17 protein-coding genes are annotated in these 16979 nt (G+C 49.0%); 7 read left to right on the top strand and 10 right to left on the bottom strand.

Annotated features, from left to right (window positions below; genetic code table 11):
- Positions 1 to 3: 3 nt before the first annotated feature.
- The 8 genes from ACKU40_RS15045 to ACKU40_RS15010 all read right to left on the bottom strand — a co-directional run bounded on the left by ACKU40_RS15045 (position 4) and on the right by ACKU40_RS15010 (position 7403).
- A complete protein-coding gene (locus ACKU40_RS15045; protein ID WP_320173614.1) occupies positions 4 to 717 on the bottom strand; it encodes a FeoA domain-containing protein in 714 nt (237 codons plus the stop codon).
- A complete protein-coding gene (locus tag ACKU40_RS15040) occupies positions 717 to 2837 on the bottom strand; it encodes a heavy metal translocating P-type ATPase (protein ID WP_320173613.1) in 2121 nt (706 codons plus the stop codon). Before ACKU40_RS15040 ends, ACKU40_RS15045 begins: the two co-directional genes overlap by 1 nt.
- Complete coding sequence (locus tag ACKU40_RS15035) at positions 2834 to 3100, bottom strand: hypothetical protein (RefSeq protein ID WP_320173612.1); 267 nt, start codon at positions 3098 to 3100, stop codon at positions 2834 to 2836. Before ACKU40_RS15035 ends, ACKU40_RS15040 begins: the two co-directional genes overlap by 4 nt.
- Positions 3101 to 3319: 219 nt before the next feature.
- Positions 3320 to 3637 carry a YtxH domain-containing protein gene (locus tag ACKU40_RS15030; protein ID WP_320173611.1) on the bottom strand — a complete coding sequence of 106 codons (318 nt, stop codon included), beginning with the start codon at positions 3635 to 3637 and terminating at the stop codon, positions 3320 to 3322.
- 3 nt (positions 3638 to 3640) lie between these two features.
- Positions 3641 to 4330 carry a hypothetical protein gene (locus tag ACKU40_RS15025; RefSeq protein WP_320173610.1) on the bottom strand — a complete coding sequence of 230 codons (690 nt, stop codon included), beginning with the start codon at positions 4328 to 4330 and terminating at the stop codon, positions 3641 to 3643.
- Positions 4331 to 4362: 32 nt separating this feature from the next.
- A complete protein-coding gene (locus ACKU40_RS15020; RefSeq protein ID WP_320173609.1) occupies positions 4363 to 4677 on the bottom strand; it encodes an HMA2 domain-containing protein in 315 nt (104 codons plus the stop codon).
- The gene (locus ACKU40_RS15015) at positions 4655 to 6862 is read right to left on the bottom strand and encodes a cation-translocating P-type ATPase (protein ID WP_320173608.1); all 2208 of its coding nucleotides are present in this window, start codon (positions 6860 to 6862) and stop codon (positions 4655 to 4657) included. The genes ACKU40_RS15020 and ACKU40_RS15015 overlap by 23 nt, the downstream gene beginning before the upstream one ends.
- 196 nt (positions 6863 to 7058) lie before the next feature.
- Entirely contained in the window at positions 7059 to 7403 is a 345-nt protein-coding gene (locus ACKU40_RS15010; RefSeq protein WP_320173607.1) for a hypothetical protein, read from the bottom strand.
- A 211-nt stretch (positions 7404 to 7614) separates the two neighbouring features.
- Between ACKU40_RS15010 and ACKU40_RS15005 the strand changes: the two genes are divergently transcribed.
- Entirely contained in the window at positions 7615 to 8046 is a 432-nt protein-coding gene (locus ACKU40_RS15005; protein WP_320173606.1) for a transcriptional repressor, read from the top strand.
- A 106-nt stretch (positions 8047 to 8152) separates the two neighbouring features.
- Positions 8153 to 8374 (top strand): hypothetical protein, encoded by a 222-nt coding sequence (locus ACKU40_RS15000; RefSeq protein ID WP_320173605.1) that lies wholly within the window; start codon positions 8153 to 8155, stop codon positions 8372 to 8374.
- Between the two features lie 34 nt (positions 8375 to 8408).
- On the opposite strand, the gene ACKU40_RS14995 is transcribed toward ACKU40_RS15000, so the two are convergent.
- On the bottom strand, positions 8409 to 9308 hold the full coding sequence (locus ACKU40_RS14995; RefSeq protein WP_320173604.1) for a GGDEF domain-containing protein: 900 nt from the start codon (positions 9306 to 9308) through the stop codon (positions 8409 to 8411).
- A gap of 356 nt (positions 9309 to 9664) precedes the next feature.
- On the opposite strand from ACKU40_RS14995, the gene ACKU40_RS14990 reads away from it, so the two are divergent.
- The 4 genes from ACKU40_RS14990 (at position 9665) to ACKU40_RS14975 (ending at position 13807) form a co-directional block, all read left to right on the top strand.
- Positions 9665 to 9997, top strand: a complete 333-nt coding sequence (locus ACKU40_RS14990) for a FeoA family protein (RefSeq protein WP_320173603.1) — start codon at positions 9665 to 9667, stop codon at positions 9995 to 9997.
- Positions 9987 to 12521 (top strand): ferrous iron transport protein B, encoded by a 2535-nt coding sequence (feoB, locus tag ACKU40_RS14985; RefSeq protein ID WP_320173602.1) that lies wholly within the window; start codon positions 9987 to 9989, stop codon positions 12519 to 12521. Before ACKU40_RS14990 ends, feoB begins: the two co-directional genes overlap by 11 nt.
- 20 nt (positions 12522 to 12541) lie before the next feature.
- A complete protein-coding gene (locus ACKU40_RS14980) occupies positions 12542 to 12865 on the top strand; it encodes a hypothetical protein (RefSeq protein WP_320173601.1) in 324 nt (107 codons plus the stop codon).
- A 117-nt stretch (positions 12866 to 12982) separates the two neighbouring features.
- On the top strand, positions 12983 to 13807 hold the full coding sequence (locus tag ACKU40_RS14975) for a DUF4198 domain-containing protein (protein ID WP_320173600.1): 825 nt from the start codon (positions 12983 to 12985) through the stop codon (positions 13805 to 13807).
- Positions 13808 to 13929: 122 nt separating this feature from the next.
- On the opposite strand, the gene serB is transcribed toward ACKU40_RS14975, so the two are convergent.
- Positions 13930 to 15141, bottom strand: a complete 1212-nt coding sequence (gene serB, locus ACKU40_RS14970) for a phosphoserine phosphatase SerB (RefSeq protein WP_320173599.1) — start codon at positions 15139 to 15141, stop codon at positions 13930 to 13932.
- 190 nt (positions 15142 to 15331) lie between these two features.
- Here serB and ACKU40_RS14965 point away from each other — a divergent pair, with 190 nt between their 5' ends.
- Positions 15332 to 16723 carry a HAMP domain-containing sensor histidine kinase gene (locus tag ACKU40_RS14965; protein ID WP_320173598.1) on the top strand — a complete coding sequence of 464 codons (1392 nt, stop codon included), beginning with the start codon at positions 15332 to 15334 and terminating at the stop codon, positions 16721 to 16723.
- Positions 16724 to 16979: the final 256 nt, after the last annotated feature.

Below are 16979 nucleotides of genomic sequence, written 5' to 3'. Positions count from 1 at the left end.
ATTCTATATTTCAGTAACCAGTATGGTTTCGGCCTGATCCGGCCTTAAGTGCAGGCGTAAGCCTTCCTTGGTCATGATGATTATGCGGGCACCGGGGGTCATTCCGATGGCCCGGGCAGGTTCAACTGTTTCAATAGTTACAGTTGAACCCGGAGTGATACCGGTGGTTGAGATTGATTTTGTCGCTCTCGGTCCGCCCAGTATCTTTTTTACCGTAAAAGGGCGTCCTTTGCCGCAGGTTGCCAGCTGGCAGGCTACCCCGTCGCATTCCCCCCAGACTTTGGCAGCCATGCCCTCTGTGAGTGAAGTTTGCTTACCGTTTACTACCGTCCTGTAGGTCATGGGAGGTAGGCAGCGGACCAGCTTGATGTCATCTCCCTCGGATATCCCAAGAATTTTGAGGCTTCTTTCCAGCTGCGATCCGGCGGTCAGTCCTTCAATGTGCCCGTGTTCACCGGGATTCATTTCAAAGACAGGAGTCTTGTGTCCGTCATCGTGGTGCACAATGACCTTGGAGGCCATTCCCGCGGCAAGGAGCACTTCTCCATGCGGACCCTTGATCCTTACCGGGTGTTGGACCGAATCTTCGGACATAATCTGCAGTTCCGAACCTATATGCAGCCCCATGCGTTCAAGGCGGTTCTTCAGGCTTTCGCTGGTCACGGCCTTGAGCATAAGGTTTGTTTCAACCGGTGCGCTTCTTAATGTCTGAGACATTATCGGATCTCCTTTGCGTACTCTTGCGGTTTGTTCGCAGACGAAGTCTTCATGGCGGCGTATCCAAGTATGCCCACAGTACTTAAGTTGTGGGTCATGGCCGCAGCAAGAGTGGATATTTTTCCCATACCGGCCAGCAGCAGAGTGGCGGAGTTGATGCCGACCGCAGACCAGAGGCAGTTGCTCAGGGTTTCGCGGTTGGTCAGGGCAATGCGATGTGCTTCCACAAGGGTAAGCATGTCTTCATTGAGCATGACGACTTGCGCTGATTCACGGGCAAGGTCGGCCCCGGAAGGCATGCAGATGCCTACATCGGCGCAGACAAGGGCCGGGGTATCGTTGACCCCGTCTCCGGCGAATGCGACCTTGGCACCGCCTTCCTTGAGTTCCTTGACGATGTCGGCCTTGTCTTCAGGCTTGAGTTCCCAGTGGACAGCATCTACCTGAGGCAACTGGGCTGCGAGGGCCAGAGCTGTTGAGCGGTGGTCGCCGGTAAGTATTTCAATGCGTTTGATCCCTGCAGTCTTGAAAGCTTCGAGTGCTTCAAGTGCTTCGGGGCGCAGTTCATCGCGCATGGCAATGACACCGATAAGCTCTTCATCCATGGCTACGAAAAGCAGGTTTTTACCTGCATTGCGAAGCTGACGGGCTTTCTTTTCCATATAGGAACAATCGATGTGCTCATCTTCTTCAACAAAGTGCTGGCTGCCAACAAGGACCCGTTTGCCTTCAACATAGGCGGAAACACCGTGGGCTACGATAAAGTCGACCCCGCTTACTTCAGGGAGCTTAATCCCCTGCTCTTTGGCTTCATTGACCACCGCCCTTGCTACCGGATGGGCGTAATGCTCTTCCGCTCCGGCGGCAATGGAAAGCAGCTCCTCTTCTTCATATAGAGGCATGGGCACGATGTCGGTAACTTTCAGCTCCCCTTTGGTCAGGGTTCCGGTCTTATCAAAGACGATTGTGTCCACTGCGGCCAGATTGTCTAGGGCTTGTCCGCCCTTGAGCAGTACACCGGCTTTACTGGCGGTATACATGGAAGTTCGGGTGGCAACAGGAGTGGAAAGTTTGATGGCGCAGGAGTAGTCAACGGTCAGCACCGATGCTGCGCGGGCTAAGTCCCCGGTGATGGCATAAACACCCAGTCCGGTCCCGAAGGTCAGGGGAACCAGTTTGTCAGCCAGTTCTGCGGATTGAATCTGGTTCTTTGATTGCGAACGCAGGGAACTTTCCAGATAGCGGTTGATGCGTGCCATGCCTGTTTCTGCGCCGACCTTATCCGCCCTGATCTTGAGGGTGCCTTCTTCAACAACCGCGCCGGAAAGAGTTGCGTCTCCGGGTTGCAGATGGACGGGTACGGATTCCCCGGTAATGGAACTCTGGTTTACTGAACCGTCGCCCTCGACGATTGTGCCTTCAATGGGAATGAGTTCACCGGGACCGCAGACCACAATGTCACCAATTTGCAGATCGTTGAAGTCTATTTCAAGTTCGCGTCCGTCTTTTTCGAGCCATATTTTTTCGACCTGCGGTTTAAGCAGGGTCTTAAGCAGGTCAGTGGATTTTTGTTCGGACTGATCTTCCAAGTATTCACCAAGGCTGAGCAGAGCCCCCACTGAGTTGGAGGTGAAGTAGTCTCCCCGCAGCAGTGAGAGAGCTTTAACGGTACCGTCCAGCACTTCAATTTTGACCCCGCGGGTAAAAAGTGTTTCCAGTCCTTTCATAATGCCGGGAATTCCCAGCATCCAGCTTGTTGCCGCCTGCACTGGCAGGGGCAGGAAAGGTGTTGCCGCTGCGGCTGCGGTCCGTGCGCCAACATCAATCAGGTCTACATTATGCTCCTGCTCATTGTCCTTAAGGAAAGCTTCCTGCGGAATATGGTCCAGTGTTTCAATTATAGCTGAACGGGCTTCTGGTGTGCCATCGTACTCAACAGCAATGGAAAAGGCAGGACCGTTGATCCTGACCGATTCAACTCCGCTTAGTGATTCCACGCTGGCCTGCAGGTAATTGTGGTCCAGATCAGGTGCAAGCAGAACCAGTGACTTCAGCCTGATCCGCTTCGGAAGTTCGTGGACTATTGTAAAACGTTTTCTTGTTTTCGGAGTTCCGATCATCTGGTTGTCCTCTGCGGTCTTCTGGAAACCGCCCAATGCAAAGCTGTAAAGCCGACAAAGGCAAAAGAAGCCCAGAGGTGCAAGGGTTTTGCTCCTTTGAACTTAAGCACTCCGGAAGCCGCTGAGGCCCCGAGCGTGGCAACCATTCCAACTTTAGCAGCGGTCTTGGTTTTACTCGGGGTAAGCGGACAGTCCTTGCATTGGCGGAAGTTTTTTTTGCCTTTAGTTTGAATCAGGTCAGTATTTTCAGGTAAAGCGTTCATCTTGGTGTCCCTCCGGGGGCTCTCCGAGGTCCAAAGAACCTTTTTGAAAAAGCTTCTCTGGACTCTCCCAAAACTTTCATTAGGGCTTCGCTTTTTCCATTTCAAAGGCCGTACAAAGGCGCTAGGAGCGAAGCATACTAAAAGGTTCTGAAGGGGATGGGGTCTGGGGAAGGGGAAACTCTTGCAAGAGTTTCCCCTTCCCCAGACGCCGGAGGCTTCTTACTCAGACTGCGCTTCGGCTTTGATGTCGTGAATTTTTTCCTTGGCTTCTTCAATTCCGCCCTGAACAGCGGACCATGTTTTAACCGCACCGGAAACAATAGCTTTCTGGACTTTGGGGTTGGAGGCAACAAGTGCTACGCCAGCGCCCACGAGGAAACCTTTCAGATAGCGGGAATCAGTGAAATTTACCCAACTTTTAACAGTTGAGGGTTCGTTCACGGGCTGAACCGGCTGCAGGGAATCAACGCGCTGCTGTTCGGTGAGCTGCGGGTCCTGATAATTGTATACGTAGTCGTTGTTGTAATCCTGACTCATTTTTTACTCCTTTTCTGCTGCTTCTTTGGCAGCCTGTGCGGCCATGTATTCCTGTTCGGCCTTGAGATCTTCCATTCTTTCCATTTCTTCAGCGGACATTTCTTCCTTTCCGCCGCCGGAAGTGAAGATGGATCTTACGGTCTTGCTGGTGCAGACAAAGGTGATGCCAGCGCCCACGAGAAGACCTTTCCAGAAACCGTCATCAATGCCGTTGAAAAAGCTGAGAAAACTTGTCGGATCAGCCTTGCCTTCAGCAGTGTCTTTGACCAGATCAACGAATTGTTTGACCTGATCCTCCGAGGTGTTGGGAGCGATTGTGGGAGCCTGCTGGACAGGCTGTTGTACCGGCTGCTGATACACGGGTTGCTGCACTGGCTGCTGGTAAACCTGACCGTATACCGGCTGTCCGTAGACAGGCTGACCATATACAGTTTGGCCGTAATACACGGGCTGTCCGTAAACAGGTTGTGCCGGCTGCTGTATCGGTTGTTGATATGCGGGCTGCTGCATGGGCTGCTGGGCAGTCATGTCAGGCTGTGCATACCCGGAAACTGGTGCTCCCTGATACGGATCGCCGGGAGTGGTGTAGGAAAAGTGCGGCTGGCCCTGATCAGGCCCCATAACGGGCTGAGAGGTGTAGGGCTGTTGCGGTGCGGTCTGCTGTGCATCGGGTGCGGTATGTTCGGTGCTCATTTTGGATAGCTCCTCTAAGTAATAGTCTTTTTTTATCCATTATTCATCAGCCTGCCATAGAGGTCGCTGATGATTTGTGCTTTCTTGTCTTTGTCTGTTCCCTGAATCAGCTCTTCAATCAGCTCCGGCTGAATATGTTCAGGGTCGTATTCAATAACCACAGACCGGGCGGCCATGTTGACCCGGGCATCCTTGATGGCTTCCGGCAGTTCCGAATGTTCCTTCATTGCTGCCAGCGTTACGGGTTTTGTTAAAATGAGCGGGCTGAATTTAACCCTGATCCTGCCCGGTATGTGGTGTGCCACATCAAGATGCTTTTCCAGTTCAACTATTTTGCGGAAGTTCATAAATTTTACCTTGTTTGGATTCGATTGCTTCAGGTGAATGCAGGAGCAGCCTTGAAGAGTTGGCGATTACCCCCATGGTATGAAGAATGTGCAGGAATCCGGCCATGACCGGAGAGAGAACGCCGGTGGCTCCCATAATGACTCCCGCTATATTTGAACCTGTTGCCAGCCAGAAGTTCTGGTAGGCTATTTTCACAGTGTCCTGACTCAGTTGCTGGACATACATGAGTCCCTTGAGGTCATCATCGACCAGTGCGATATCTGCTGCTTCAACAGCAACTTCAGCCCCTCCGGTTCCCATGGCTACGCCGACGTCGGCTTGCGCGAGTGCAAGGGCGTCGTTGATTCCGTCGCCGACCATCATGACTTTGCCTCCTTCACTTTGCAGGTTCCGCACAAGGGTTGCCTTTTCTTCCGGCATGGCTGAAGCGTGGATTTCCGGGATGTTCAGAATCCGGGCAAGTTCATTGGCTGTTGCTGGTTCATCTCCGGTGACCAGTACGGTGTGTTCAACACCGCCTGCCCCAAGAGTGTTAAGGACAGTTGCGGACTCTTCGCGGATGGTGTTGGCAAAGGCCAGCAAACCTATAGGTTCCTTGTCCTTAACCACGTAAAGCACGGTCAACCCTTTGCTTTTAAGGCTGGAAACCTGTCTGCTCAAGCTGCCTATGCGCACATCAAACTGCTCAGTGAGCTTTTTGTTGCCCACTAAAATTTCCGTAGAATGGTTTTCATTCTCAGCGACTTCAGCGCGCATACCCTTGCCTAAGAAATATTCACACACAGTGTGGGGCAGGGGAGCAAGTTTCCTGAATCCGGCTTCATGCTTGATTGCCTGAGCCAGTGGGTGATGGTTATGGGTTTCCACAGAAAAGGCATAGGTCAGCAGGTCATTTTCTGTGACGCCTTCGGTGGTGTGGATATGTTCAAGGCTAGGTTCGCTTCCGGTCAGGGTTCCGGTCTTGTCGAAGCAGGCGATGTCGCATTTGCCTACTTCTTCAAGATATCTGCCGCCCTTGATAAGAATGTTATTCTTGGCGGCAGTACTGATGGCTGCGCTGATGGGCGTTGAAGCTGAAAGTACGGTTGCGCAGGGGCAGGCCATGACCAGCAGTACAGTGAAGGCCCGCCACGGGTCGGCAGTAAGCAGAAGTGTTCCTACGGTACAGGCAAAGCCGATTTTGACCAGACGTACCGAAAGTTTGTCCGCTGTAGATTCAATGGCGGTCTTGTTTTCAAGGGAGTCTTCCACCTTGTGGAGAATACGGGCCAGATAGGTCTTATCACCGACTTCTTCTGCCCGGACATAGATGACTCCTTCACGCACGAATGTTCCTGCAAAAACCTGATCATCCTGTTGTTTATGGATGAAATCGGCCCGTCCGGTGATGGGTGCCTCATTGATCAGTCCCTGGCCGTCTAAAATAGTTCCGTCCACGCATATTTTTTCACCGGTATGCAGGACTACAACATCTCCAGCTTGGAGATTGCTGATCTCCACCTCAACTTCAACCCCGTCTTTAAGCACAAATGTATGGTGGGTGGTGTTGTCCAGAATACCGGAAATGGCCCGGCGGGAACGTTCAGTTATCCATGCGGTGAGAAGTTCCGCTCCTGCATTTATCCAAAGGATTTCAAAGGCGGTCATGGCTTCCCCGGCAACTACCGCAGCCACAATTCCTCCGGCAAGAATACCTTCAAGTCCGAATTTCTTTTCACGCAGCTTGGTTACAGCTTCCTTGACCAGCGGAACTGCCGCCAGCACAGTAAGGAAACCCAGCGGGCTGAACAGAGTTTGAGCTACAGTAATTCCCAACAGGGATTCACTGATCAGTACAGCTCCGCCTACTGCGGAAACAAAGGAAAAGTAGCGCAGGGCGCCTTTGATCTGAGGACAGCCGCATTCTTTCTTGTCTTTGATCGGACAGATTTTGGTAGTGTGAACAGCTACAATCTCCCGTAATACTTCGTAAACATGCTCAGAAGTAATGAATTCAGGATTGTAGCGGATTACCAGTGCCGCACATTTGTTGTTCGTCCGGGTGCGGGTTATCCCGGCAACCTTTTCAAGGTTTCGTTCAACAGTGCTGCAAAGGATTTTGTCTTTCCTTAGGTCCGGCACCTTGAATCTGATTCTGCCCGGTATTGAATGCTTTATGCTTGCGTATGTTTTTTCTGCTCTCACGTGAAGATCCTACGTTTACTGGATTATCAGACGGACACCTTATGAAATTGAAATTGAATATCAACTCCACGAGAGAGGAGATACAAATGTGTAAAGCCTTTGTCAACGAAAACTTATTATTTTGCCGTATGGATCTAAAAGCGTAACAGCCCTGATTAAATGCAGGGCTGTCCGATGGGAAATGTATGAAGTAGAGCTAGCTCATTTCTTCGATAGGGGTAGGTCTTTTTTTCTCGAGAGCATTAGGGACGGCCTTGTCCCAGAGCATCTTTGCTCCGGTGGCAACTACTGTGAATCCGAGCAGTCCGGCCAGACCGCCAAGGCCGAGTATACCGGTGGCTGCCACTCCCGCTGCTGTGGCCAGTCCGGTTCCTGCTGATTCGGTCGCAACAGTCTTTGCGGCATCGCTTTTGCTCATTTTGCCTTCTTTAACAGCAATGGTGGAACGAACAGCAGCAACTGTTCCGCCAACCAGTGCGCCGGTTGCAGCGGCCGAAGCTGTGATCACGGGAAGAATTCTTGTCGTTGTAGGTGTTGTCATTTCATACTCCTTTATTCGTAGACGGCATCCCGTCACTGTTTTTCATGGTGCTATTGATAATTAGCGTACTTAATTATTTTATAAAGCAGCACTATTGAGTTTCAATTGCAGAAATTTATTCAACGTGAGTGAGTGCTCATAGCTTGACAATGGTTATCACTTGAGAATAATCGTCAGTGTCATTTTCACAAAATCCACAATGGAGGGAAGGATGTCAAGTCCGCAAACTCAGTTCTTGGAATATCTTACCAAGAATAAAATGGCTGCAACTGAGCAGCGACGTATTGTATTGGAAGTATTTCTGGGAATTCAAGGACATCATTCATGCGAAGAGCTTTATGAACATGTCTGCAAGCGTGATTCTTCCATCAGTCCGGCAACGGTTTACCGGACCATAAAACTCCTGTCTGATAGCGGTATTGCTGAGCCATTGGATTTCGGGGACGGAATAACCCGGTTTGAATGCCGCCATAACAGGGATCACCATGACCATCTGGTTTGTATCCGTTGCAACTGCCGGATTGAAGTTGTGGAAGAACGTATAGAGGAACTGCAGGAAAAGTTGGCCAATAAATACGATTTTGCCGTGAACAGGCATAAGATGATTCTTTATGGGATTTGTCCAAACTGTCGAAAACAATAACTCATTATCGCAAGTAATTATCATTTGCATGACTTTATCTTGTTATGCGCTTTGCATATCAGGAGTATAAATTATTTTGTCTTATGGTTCTTTAAGGAGAATAAAAATGAGTTTCAATATCGGAAAAATATTGCTGGTTTCAACAGCCGCTACTGCGGTTGGTGTAGCTGTATATGCTGTATACAAGGCCGGGGGTGTAAAACCCGCGGTCAGTAAGGTGGTTAAAGGCGGGGTGAAAGCAGGTAGCTGGGCTTCCCGGCAGTATAGTTCTGCCAAGGACGAAGTCGCCCGCCTTGTTGATGAAGCAAAGGCTGATATGGCTGGTTAGCAAGTTTTCAGCAGAGATAAATCTCTGCTGAAAACTAAGCTCTATGCAGGATTTCTTTATACTGGGCTGGACTTATCACCTTGTCTCTTCCGGTATTTTTGGCAAAGTACAAGGCCTTATCTGCAGAGGAGACCAGCTTTTCGGCTTCGGCTTCAGGATCAACAGCCTGATAGCAGAGTTTAGAGATACCTATGCTTAAACTTGCCTTACCAACTTTAACTTGCGCAAAACGGTTTCGAATACGTTCGGCAATCTGCTCGCAGCGGGTTGAGTCCACGCCGACAAGGATTGCTCCGAATTCGTCCCCACCGAACCGGAAGGGAAAATCAGTACCGTTTCTAACAGAGGAACTGATGATTTGCCCAAGTTCCGCAAGGAGCCTGTCTCCTTCCTGATGCCCGTACACATCGTTGACCTCCTTAAAGTGGTCGCAGTCTATGAGCATGAGATGGAGAGGTGTTTTGCATGAAATGCATCTGGAGCAGGTTTCTACCAGTTTCAGCTCAAAAAAGCGTTTATTGAACAATCCGGTAAGGTGGTCGGTGTAGGAAAGCAGGTTGAGTCTTTCCTTGTCCCGCTGGGTCTTTGCTAATGACTCTGTCAGTTTGGATTCCCGTTTGGCAACGGAGTGGGCCAGCCAATTCAGGTTGTGCTGAAGCCTGCAAAGTTCATCAGTGGCAGAGCCTGTTTTGTTGGAGTAGATTTCCAGACGGTGATCCAATCTGCCTTGTTTGAGTTTTATGCAGAAGCTGTTCATCTTGCGGACTTCCCTGTTGACCATCCAATCTTCAAGCCAAGTGGCGATGGGCATGCACAGGGCTATGCATAAACTGAAGTGCAGGCAGATAAACATGGGCAGTGAGTTACTGTCCGCCAGTTCGGTTAGAGCCAGCATGACCCCGGCAGGAAGGATTAGTATCAAGAGTATCGCCATAAATGACTTTGCTCTTAGCTTGTTTCTACTATTGGTCCTGCGTTTTAATATGAATGAATTTTTGAATTTATCTTTTAAGATAGTAAGCAATTGTTTTCCTCCCCGGCATGATCCTTCCAGCTTATCCTGTACCATTATTATTGGAAGAAAGCGGTTTTGAAGCATTGCCGTTAACCTGTAATCATTTGTTCGTTAATGAAAACGAATGTCAATATCAAGAAAAAAGGAGATGAAACCAGATTAGTTTTATTATCGGAGCGCTGGTGTTTTTATTGTTGACAATTGAAATCTGCATCTATAGTAATTGATTTCGAAATTCATTTGCAAAATCGAATGCAAACAACGAGGCTAAAGTTATGTTGAACAAGTTTGATTTCTTTAACCGTGAACCTGCTTCCATAAGGAAGGGGCGTCATGGTGCTGGCGGAAGAAGACAGGGGAAGCCTTGCCGCATACATGGCAAAAGCCTTCTGGACATCCCAATTGGTGGAAAAGCCGTAATTCGTGGTCATTCTTCCAATGGTGCGGTGCGGCAGAGGTTGCTTGATTTGGGTTTTGTCCCCGGCAGGGAGATCGAAGTTGTCCGTGTGGCGACATTGGGCTGCCCTCTTGAGTTGCGTGTAGCAGGATACTGCGTGACCTTGCGTCGCACCGAGGCTTACCAGATTGAGGTGGAAGATGAGCGCTGAAGGTAAACAGGCGATGAAAGATAACTTTCTCGTCGCTCTCGCCGGGCAGCAGAACGCCGGTAAATCAACAACATATAATATGCTGACCGGGGCAAATCAGCATGTGGCCAACTATCCCGGTGTAACAGTTGATAAGAAGGTGGGAAGTTATCGCGAAGGAAAGACACGTTATGAAGTGGTCGATCTTCCCGGCACTTACAGCCTGACTTCATTTTCCCTTGAGGAGCGGGTTTCCCGTGAATTCCTGCTGGAAGAAAAGCCGGACGTAGTTGTAAACGTCATGGACGCAACCTGTCTGCGCCGCAGTTTATATTTTACTTTTCAGGTTCTGGAGATGAATTTTCCTGTCACCGTAGCTCTGAATATGATGGACGTTGCGACGAGTCAGGGGCTTTCGATTGACTTGAAGGAACTCACTAATCGTCTAGGTGTTGACGTTGTCGCGACTATCGGACGTAAGGGTAAAGGCAAGCAGGCCCTGAAAGCTGCCATTCGCAAGGCAGTTAATCAGGAAGCATATTCCCGTCCGGTGGTTATCGACTACGGTGATCTGGAAATCCACGCAGAGGCTCTTGAAGAACAGCTGGCAGCAGATACCAGTCTTGGAGTACTCTATCCCTTGCGCTGGCTGGCAATCAAGCTCTTGGAAAATGATTCCGAGGCCCGGAAGATTGTTGAGACCAAGCATTCAAACGGTAAGCCTATTATTGAAGATGCTCTTTCCCGCAGAATGGCTTTTGAAGATGAAACCGGAGTTGATACCGGCGACTACATTGTTGCCTGCCGTGACAGGGTTGCCGGAGAAATTGTAGAGGCCTGCGTTACCAAGGAAAAAGATTCCGGACAGCCTATTTCCGAAAGGATCGACCACTGGGTTCTGAACCGTGCCTTGGCTCCGTTTTTTCTGCTGGCTACTGTCTATCTCATTTATGAACTTTCCATTGTCCAGGGATACGAGCTTACCAAGTATACTTGGCCTTTTTTGGCCACGTTCAGGGATTTTGTCGCATCTATCCTGCCCCCTGCGGGATTGATTGAAGATTCCCTGTTGCGGTCCATGGTCCTTTGGATGGTGGACAGTGCCAATACCCTGCTTAACTATGTCCCCATTTTTCTGATTCTGTTTGCACTGATCGCAATTCTTGAGGATTCCGGCTATATGGCCCGGATAGCCTTTATTCTTGATCGTATTTTCCACAGTTTCGGCCTGCACGGGCAATCGACCCTGCCGTTTATTCTGGGGGGGGTCTTTGCCGGGGGCTGCGCTGTTCCGGGAATTATGTCCACAAAAGGCATTCCTGATGAGCGCTCAAGGCTGGCAACCATCCTGACCGTGCCGTTTATGAATTGCCTTGCCAAAATTCCGCTCTACACGTTGCTGGTGAACATCTATTTTGCGGACCACAAGTCATGGGCAATGTTCTTTATCTCGACAATTACGATCATCATGGCTCTGATCATTGCTAAGATCCTGACCACAACAGTCCTTAAAGGACGTGAAACAGCTCCCTTCATTATGGAAATGCCCAACTACCATGCTCCCACTTTCTTCGGTGTGGCCCAGCGGTCACTTGAAAGGACTTGGGAGTACATTAAAAAGGTTGGTTCCATTGTTGTTGCGGTTTCCCTGTGCGTGTTTTCTTTGCTGCAGTTTCCCGGACTCTCGGCGGAACGTATGGATTACTATGAAGCCGAGATGAGCAAAGCTGTTGCAGTTTATGATTCAAATGTCGCAGAGAATGCTTATGCAGCCCTTGCCACCGGAGATAAAATGCTGCCGTTGCTTAATCTCTATGATGATTACAAGCGTGCCCGCATGAATGCTTCCGGCAAAGAGGGAGCTGCAAGGGTGGACAGTTCATTTAAGGAAGCCAATCCAGATTCCTTTATTCTGGTCAAGCCCGGTGGTGACAAAGCAGCCAAGGTTGTGAACCGTGCCCTGCGCAAGGTCTCAACTGCAAGAAAATCTCTGCGCCGCATGATTAAGGAAGAAAAAATCAAGACTTCCTTCTTCGGTATGATCGGGCGTTCCCTTGAGCCTGTAACTAAATACGCAGGTTTTGACTGGAAAATTAATATCGCCCTGATCAGCTCCTTTGCGGCCCGTGAATCCTCCGTGGCGACCATGGGTGTGTTGTACCAGCAGGGCGCTGATGACAATCAGACCCTTGAGCAGCGCATGGACAATGAAAGTCAGCACAGCGGCATGAATTCCCTGCATGCCCTTGCAGTTATTCTTTTCTTTGCCCTGTATCCTCCCTGCCTTGCGGCTACGATTATGGTCAAGGTGCAGACCGGGTCTTATAAGTGGATGGTTTTTGCCATCTTCTTTCCCACAGCAGTAGGCTTCGGTGTGGCCTCTTCGGTCTTCACTCTGGGTAATGCCATCGGGGCAAGCGGAATAACCATGATGAAGGGATTCTATGTACTGGCTTTATCGGTGGCGCTGCTGATTGCACTGGTGCACAAGATTGCGTCGGATAAGGTTTCTTCTTCCTATGAATATCAACCAAGTAACCAATAAATAACTTATAGGAGACAGCTATGAAAAACATAATTGCTAAACTTGTCGTGGCAGCCGGACTGATCGTTCTTTCCGCTACTGCCGCTCTGGCCCATTCCCCTTTGTGCAGTTGCTTTGATAACGGTGACGGTACCGTTCTCTGCGAAGGAGGATTCTCTGACGGTTCTTCAGCTTCCGGTGTTAAAATATTCATTCGTGATGATTCCGGTGCAGTTATCTTTAAGGGGGCAATGAATGAGAACAGCGAGTTTGAATTCAAGAAACCTGCAGGCCACTATACTGTTACTTTTGATGGCGGCGAAGGCCACTCCATTGAAATCGACGGTTCCGATATTGTTGAATAGGCGGTTCTTCTGCACGCATTATGAGGGTACAATGATGTGTGCTGTTAATTCCAAAATTCAAAAAATTTTCTTTGTCTTTTGATAAAGAGGATCAAAATCACAATCAGGAGAAACAAGATGAAGATGAAGGTAGTTTTTCTCAACCTGTTGCTGGTGGTTGCCATGGCGGTTCCGGCTTCTGCCCACTTTCAGATGATTTATACCCCGGAAATTGCGATAAACAAGGGGGCTGAAACCGATGTGAAGCTTGTCTTTACCCATCCCTATGAAGCCGGTCACACTATGAAAATGGGCATGCCTGAAGAATTCTACATGCTGCATCAGAAAGGTGAAGAGGGTAAAACTAAAAAGTATGACCTTAAAAAGTTGCTTAAACCCATCACATGGACCAGCCTGACCAACTCCGGTGAAGCTTACGAAGCAAAACTTCCCAAGAAGATTGTTCGTTCCATGGGTGATTACACTCTGGTTCTGGTTCCTGCTCCATACTATGAAGGAGAAGAAGATATCTACATCCAGCAGATTACCAAGACCTACATGAACGTTGGCGGCCTGCCCGGTAACTGGGCTGCTTCTGCCGGCCTTAAGACTGAATGGGTTCCCCTTGTTAAGCCTTATGCAATGTGGACCGGTATGACCTTCGAGGCGCAGCTCCTTTCCGACGGCAAGCCCGTTCCCAATGCTGACGTTGAAGTTGAGTACATGAACCATGAGCCTGACATGGAAAACAATTCATTTAAGAAAGAAGCAAAATCTGAGGCTCCTCACGATGCTTTCGTAACCATGGGTGTTAAAACCGATGCTCATGGCTACGTAACCTTCACCGTTCCCAAAGCGGGATGGTGGGGCTTCTGCGCACTGGGTGCCGGTCCAGACAAAGAGTTCAAGGGTAAAGAACTCTCTCAGGATGCTGTAATTTGGATCAAAGCTGTGGATATGTAGTCTGGATTATTGAATTGAGTATGGAAAAGCCCCGGGAAGATATTCTTTCCGGGGCTTATTGTGTTTGTATAATATGAAGCGGCGAAGCCTTAATAAAAGGTTTTAAGCCGTCGGAGGCATTCCTAATCAGTATCCCTGTCGCGTAAGCCGATCAGATACAGAATGGAATCCAGTCCGAAATGAGAGATAGACTGGCGTGCATCCTGCTTGACTTTGGGCTTGGCGTGGAAAGCTATTCCCAGTCCTGCAATGGAGAGCATGGGCAGGTCGTTTGCCCCGTCACCCACTGCAATAGACTGTTGCAGGCTTATCTTTTCCATCTCTGCAATTTTGTGCAGTAGCTCTGCTTTCTTGGCTCCGTCAACGATATCGCCGATAACTCCGCCGGTCAGCTTGCCGTCCTTGATTTCAAGGCGGTTGGCGTAGACGTAATCCACACCCAGCTTTTCCTGCAGTTTTTCTCCGAAATAAGTGAACCCGCCGGAGATGATGGCGGTCTTGTAGCCGAACTTTTTCAGGTTGGAGATGAGTCGCTCTGCGCCTTCGGTGATGGGCAGTTTGCGGGCGATATCTTCCATGACGCTTTCATCTAGGCCCTTGAGGGTTGCCAGACGCTGGCGCAGGCTTTCTTTGAAGTCAATCTCTCCGCGCATGGCCGATTCAGTGATCCGGCTGACAATCTCGCCGGAACCGGCGGCTTTGGCCAATTCATCAATTACTTCGGCCTGAATGAGGGTGGAGTCCATGTCAAAAGCCACAAGGCGTCTGTTTCTGCGGAAAACATTGTCTTCCTGCAGGGCGATGTCTACCTGGTCTTCGGCGGCCATTTCCAGAAAATTGGAGCGCATGCGGTCCAGATCCTCAGGAACTCCGCGGATGGAGAATTCAACACAGGCATGGCGCGGTGCGGGCTCTCCGTTCATGGGAATGCGACCGGACAGACGGTGGATCATATCGATGTTCAATCCGTTGTCGGCTATGATTTCAGAAATTCTGGAGATGTGGGCTCCGGTCAGTTTGTGGCCCACAAGTGTGGCTATGTGTCTGGGTTTGCCTTGGGCGTTGACCCAGTCCATATACTTGTCTGCTTCAATAGGCTTGAACCTGACGTTTACTCCGAGTTCGTACCCTTTGAACATGATGTCTTTAAGTACCGGTGCGGATTCCGCTTCAAGGGGGATGCGGATCAATATGCCAAGCACAAGCTGGCTGTGGATTACACTCTGGCCGATATCCAGAATATCAATGCCGTATCCCGCCAGCACTCCTGTGAGAGCAGAAGTCAGGCCGGGTTTGTCCTCGCCGGAGATTTGAATGAGAATTATTTCGGGCATGGTTGTTTCCCTGAATAGTTTAGATTGCGGACTTTCTCATAAAATGAAGCCACAGTAAACATTCAGACTGTTAATATGGCTTTCGGATTAAGGGGAAGCACAAAAAATCATCTTCTAGCTTGCTCCTTTTTCCTCGGGACCGTATGATACAGAGAAGCCCCTTTCTATATTGAACCCCGGATAGATAGTTATGAGCAACGAAAAGAAAAGTGCAGACGTGTCTTCTTATGAACCTGAAGGTCCGCTAGGAGAAGGATTCCATCTTTCTGCAGGTGCCGGCCCTGAGAAGATGTTGCAGATACAGCGGCGTATCCATGAGAAAATGGATGACTATAAAGATTACAGTTTTTCCGCAACCGAAAAACGGGCTTTGATGATTTTTTTTGATCTTGCGCAGGAGTTTGATTCCCTCGAAGATTTCTTTGCCGTCTGCACTGCAGTTCCAAGGTCGCTGTTCAACATTGACTGCAGGCTTTATCTTGCAATGGGGCCGGATGATTTTGTACCTGTCGGGCGAACTGAGAGCCGTGCTCCTGTATGCAGTTCCGTTCCCCTTGAAAAGGTTTTCCACGCCGGCCATCTTTTTATACCCATCCGTGGCAATCTTGAACTTGTCGATCAGCTTCCTTTTAAGCCAGCCGGAGATGTCATCGGTTGTTTTGAATTTTATAAGATGGCGGACCTTTCAGAACACCAGTCATTGTTTTTTGAAAAGTACGTTAATCGGGTCGGCTTCCAGTTGCATAGCAAGATCCTGCGCCGCAAGGGTCAAGAACATCTTGAATTCGTGCGTAATCTGGTCAAGGATGTGGGCCATAATGTCATCGTCCCTAACATGTATTTCAAGTTATTTTATAATAGGTTGCGGGATCGTATTGAGAATATCCGAAAGCTGGAATCAGATATTGAAGGGAAGAGTAAATCTGAAATACGCACAGATCTCGAAGGTATGTATAATGGATTGGTCAGTCAGTTCAATGAAATCCACAGCCACTACGAGCAGACCAGCCTTTTTTTAGAAACCCTGTTGCGCAGGCAGCACTTTGAAGAAGGGCGTTATATTGTTGAAAAGCGGCCTTGCAACCTTCTCAAGCAGATAATTGAACCGCAGCTTGAACGTTATCGTTCCCGGTTCGAGGATCGTGGTATTCGTTTGGATATCAGTATGGGCGGTGTGCCGGATCGGGAAGTGCGTATTGTTGCCGATGTCGGGCTTATATCGCAAGTGTATGCCAATCTTTTTTCTAATGCTGTCAAATATACCCGCGATGAGACTATGTGTGACGGGCGTAGGGATAAATTCGCTGCATACGGCTGGGATATGGTCAAAGATTACTTTCGCAACGGTTGGGACGGATTGAAACTGAATGTTTACACTACCGGGCCGCATATTCAGGAACATGACCGTGAAATGCTGTTTCAGCCCGGTTTCCGAAGCGATAATGTGGGTAATGAATACGGCTCGGGCCATGGATTGTTCTTCGTTCGTCAGGTGGTGGAGTTGCACGGTGGAGAGGTTGGCTATGAGCCTCAGGATGGTGGAAACAATTTTTATTTTGTCCTTCCGTTTAGAGAAAACTGACATCTGGAGAGTTAATCTTTAATAGATTGTTCTGTTTTATGCCGGTTTTACTATTGAAGAATAGGTTGTTTGTATTTTGTATGATGCGTTTTTACTATGTTTCTAACATATAAATCAATATGAAGTGTAATTGTACGCATTTATTGTGCAACTATTATTAATTTATCTTAAGTGTTTTACATTCTTGTTAGTCTGTATTGAGGTGTGCAATTTTAATGTTTTGCCAGTTTACAATTTTCATGATAGCCACTTAATA

The sequence above is a fragment of the Maridesulfovibrio sp. genome (assembly GCF_963666665.1).
In the GTDB taxonomy this organism is placed as follows: domain Bacteria; phylum Desulfobacterota; class Desulfovibrionia; order Desulfovibrionales; family Desulfovibrionaceae; genus Maridesulfovibrio.
Note: the sequence above shows the minus strand (reverse complement) of the source record. Positions and strands in the feature narration are given on the sequence as shown.

What these genes read in the sequence shown, in the direction of transcription:
- ACKU40_RS15045 (WP_320173614.1), bottom strand. Translation starts at nt 717, where the DNA reads ATGTCTCAGACATTAAGAAGCGCACCGGTTGAAACAAACCTTATGCTC.
- ACKU40_RS15040 (WP_320173613.1), bottom strand. Translation starts at nt 2,837, where the DNA reads ATGATCGGAACTCCGAAAACAAGAAAACGTTTTACAATAGTCCACGAA.
- ACKU40_RS15035 (WP_320173612.1), bottom strand. Translation starts at nt 3,100, where the DNA reads ATGAACGCTTTACCTGAAAATACTGACCTGATTCAAACTAAAGGCAAA.
- ACKU40_RS15030 (WP_320173611.1), bottom strand. Translation starts at nt 3,637, where the DNA reads ATGAGTCAGGATTACAACAACGACTACGTATACAATTATCAGGACCCG.
- ACKU40_RS15025 (WP_320173610.1), bottom strand. Translation starts at nt 4,330, where the DNA reads ATGAGCACCGAACATACCGCACCCGATGCACAGCAGACCGCACCGCAA.
- ACKU40_RS15020 (WP_320173609.1), bottom strand. Translation starts at nt 4,677, where the DNA reads ATGAACTTCCGCAAAATAGTTGAACTGGAAAAGCATCTTGATGTGGCA.
- ACKU40_RS15010 (WP_320173607.1), bottom strand. Translation starts at nt 7,403, where the DNA reads ATGACAACACCTACAACGACAAGAATTCTTCCCGTGATCACAGCTTCG.
- ACKU40_RS15005 (WP_320173606.1), top strand. Translation starts at nt 7,615, where the DNA reads ATGTCAAGTCCGCAAACTCAGTTCTTGGAATATCTTACCAAGAATAAA.
- ACKU40_RS15000 (WP_320173605.1), top strand. Translation starts at nt 8,153, where the DNA reads ATGAGTTTCAATATCGGAAAAATATTGCTGGTTTCAACAGCCGCTACT.
- ACKU40_RS14995 (WP_320173604.1), bottom strand. Translation starts at nt 9,308, where the DNA reads ATGGCGATACTCTTGATACTAATCCTTCCTGCCGGGGTCATGCTGGCT.
- ACKU40_RS14990 (WP_320173603.1), top strand. Translation starts at nt 9,665, where the DNA reads ATGTTGAACAAGTTTGATTTCTTTAACCGTGAACCTGCTTCCATAAGG.
- feoB (WP_320173602.1), top strand. Translation starts at nt 9,987, where the DNA reads ATGAGCGCTGAAGGTAAACAGGCGATGAAAGATAACTTTCTCGTCGCT.
- ACKU40_RS14980 (WP_320173601.1), top strand. Translation starts at nt 12,542, where the DNA reads ATGAAAAACATAATTGCTAAACTTGTCGTGGCAGCCGGACTGATCGTT.
- ACKU40_RS14975 (WP_320173600.1), top strand. Translation starts at nt 12,983, where the DNA reads ATGAAGATGAAGGTAGTTTTTCTCAACCTGTTGCTGGTGGTTGCCATG.
- serB (WP_320173599.1), bottom strand. Translation starts at nt 15,141, where the DNA reads ATGCCCGAAATAATTCTCATTCAAATCTCCGGCGAGGACAAACCCGGC.
- ACKU40_RS14965 (WP_320173598.1), top strand. Translation starts at nt 15,332, where the DNA reads ATGAGCAACGAAAAGAAAAGTGCAGACGTGTCTTCTTATGAACCTGAA.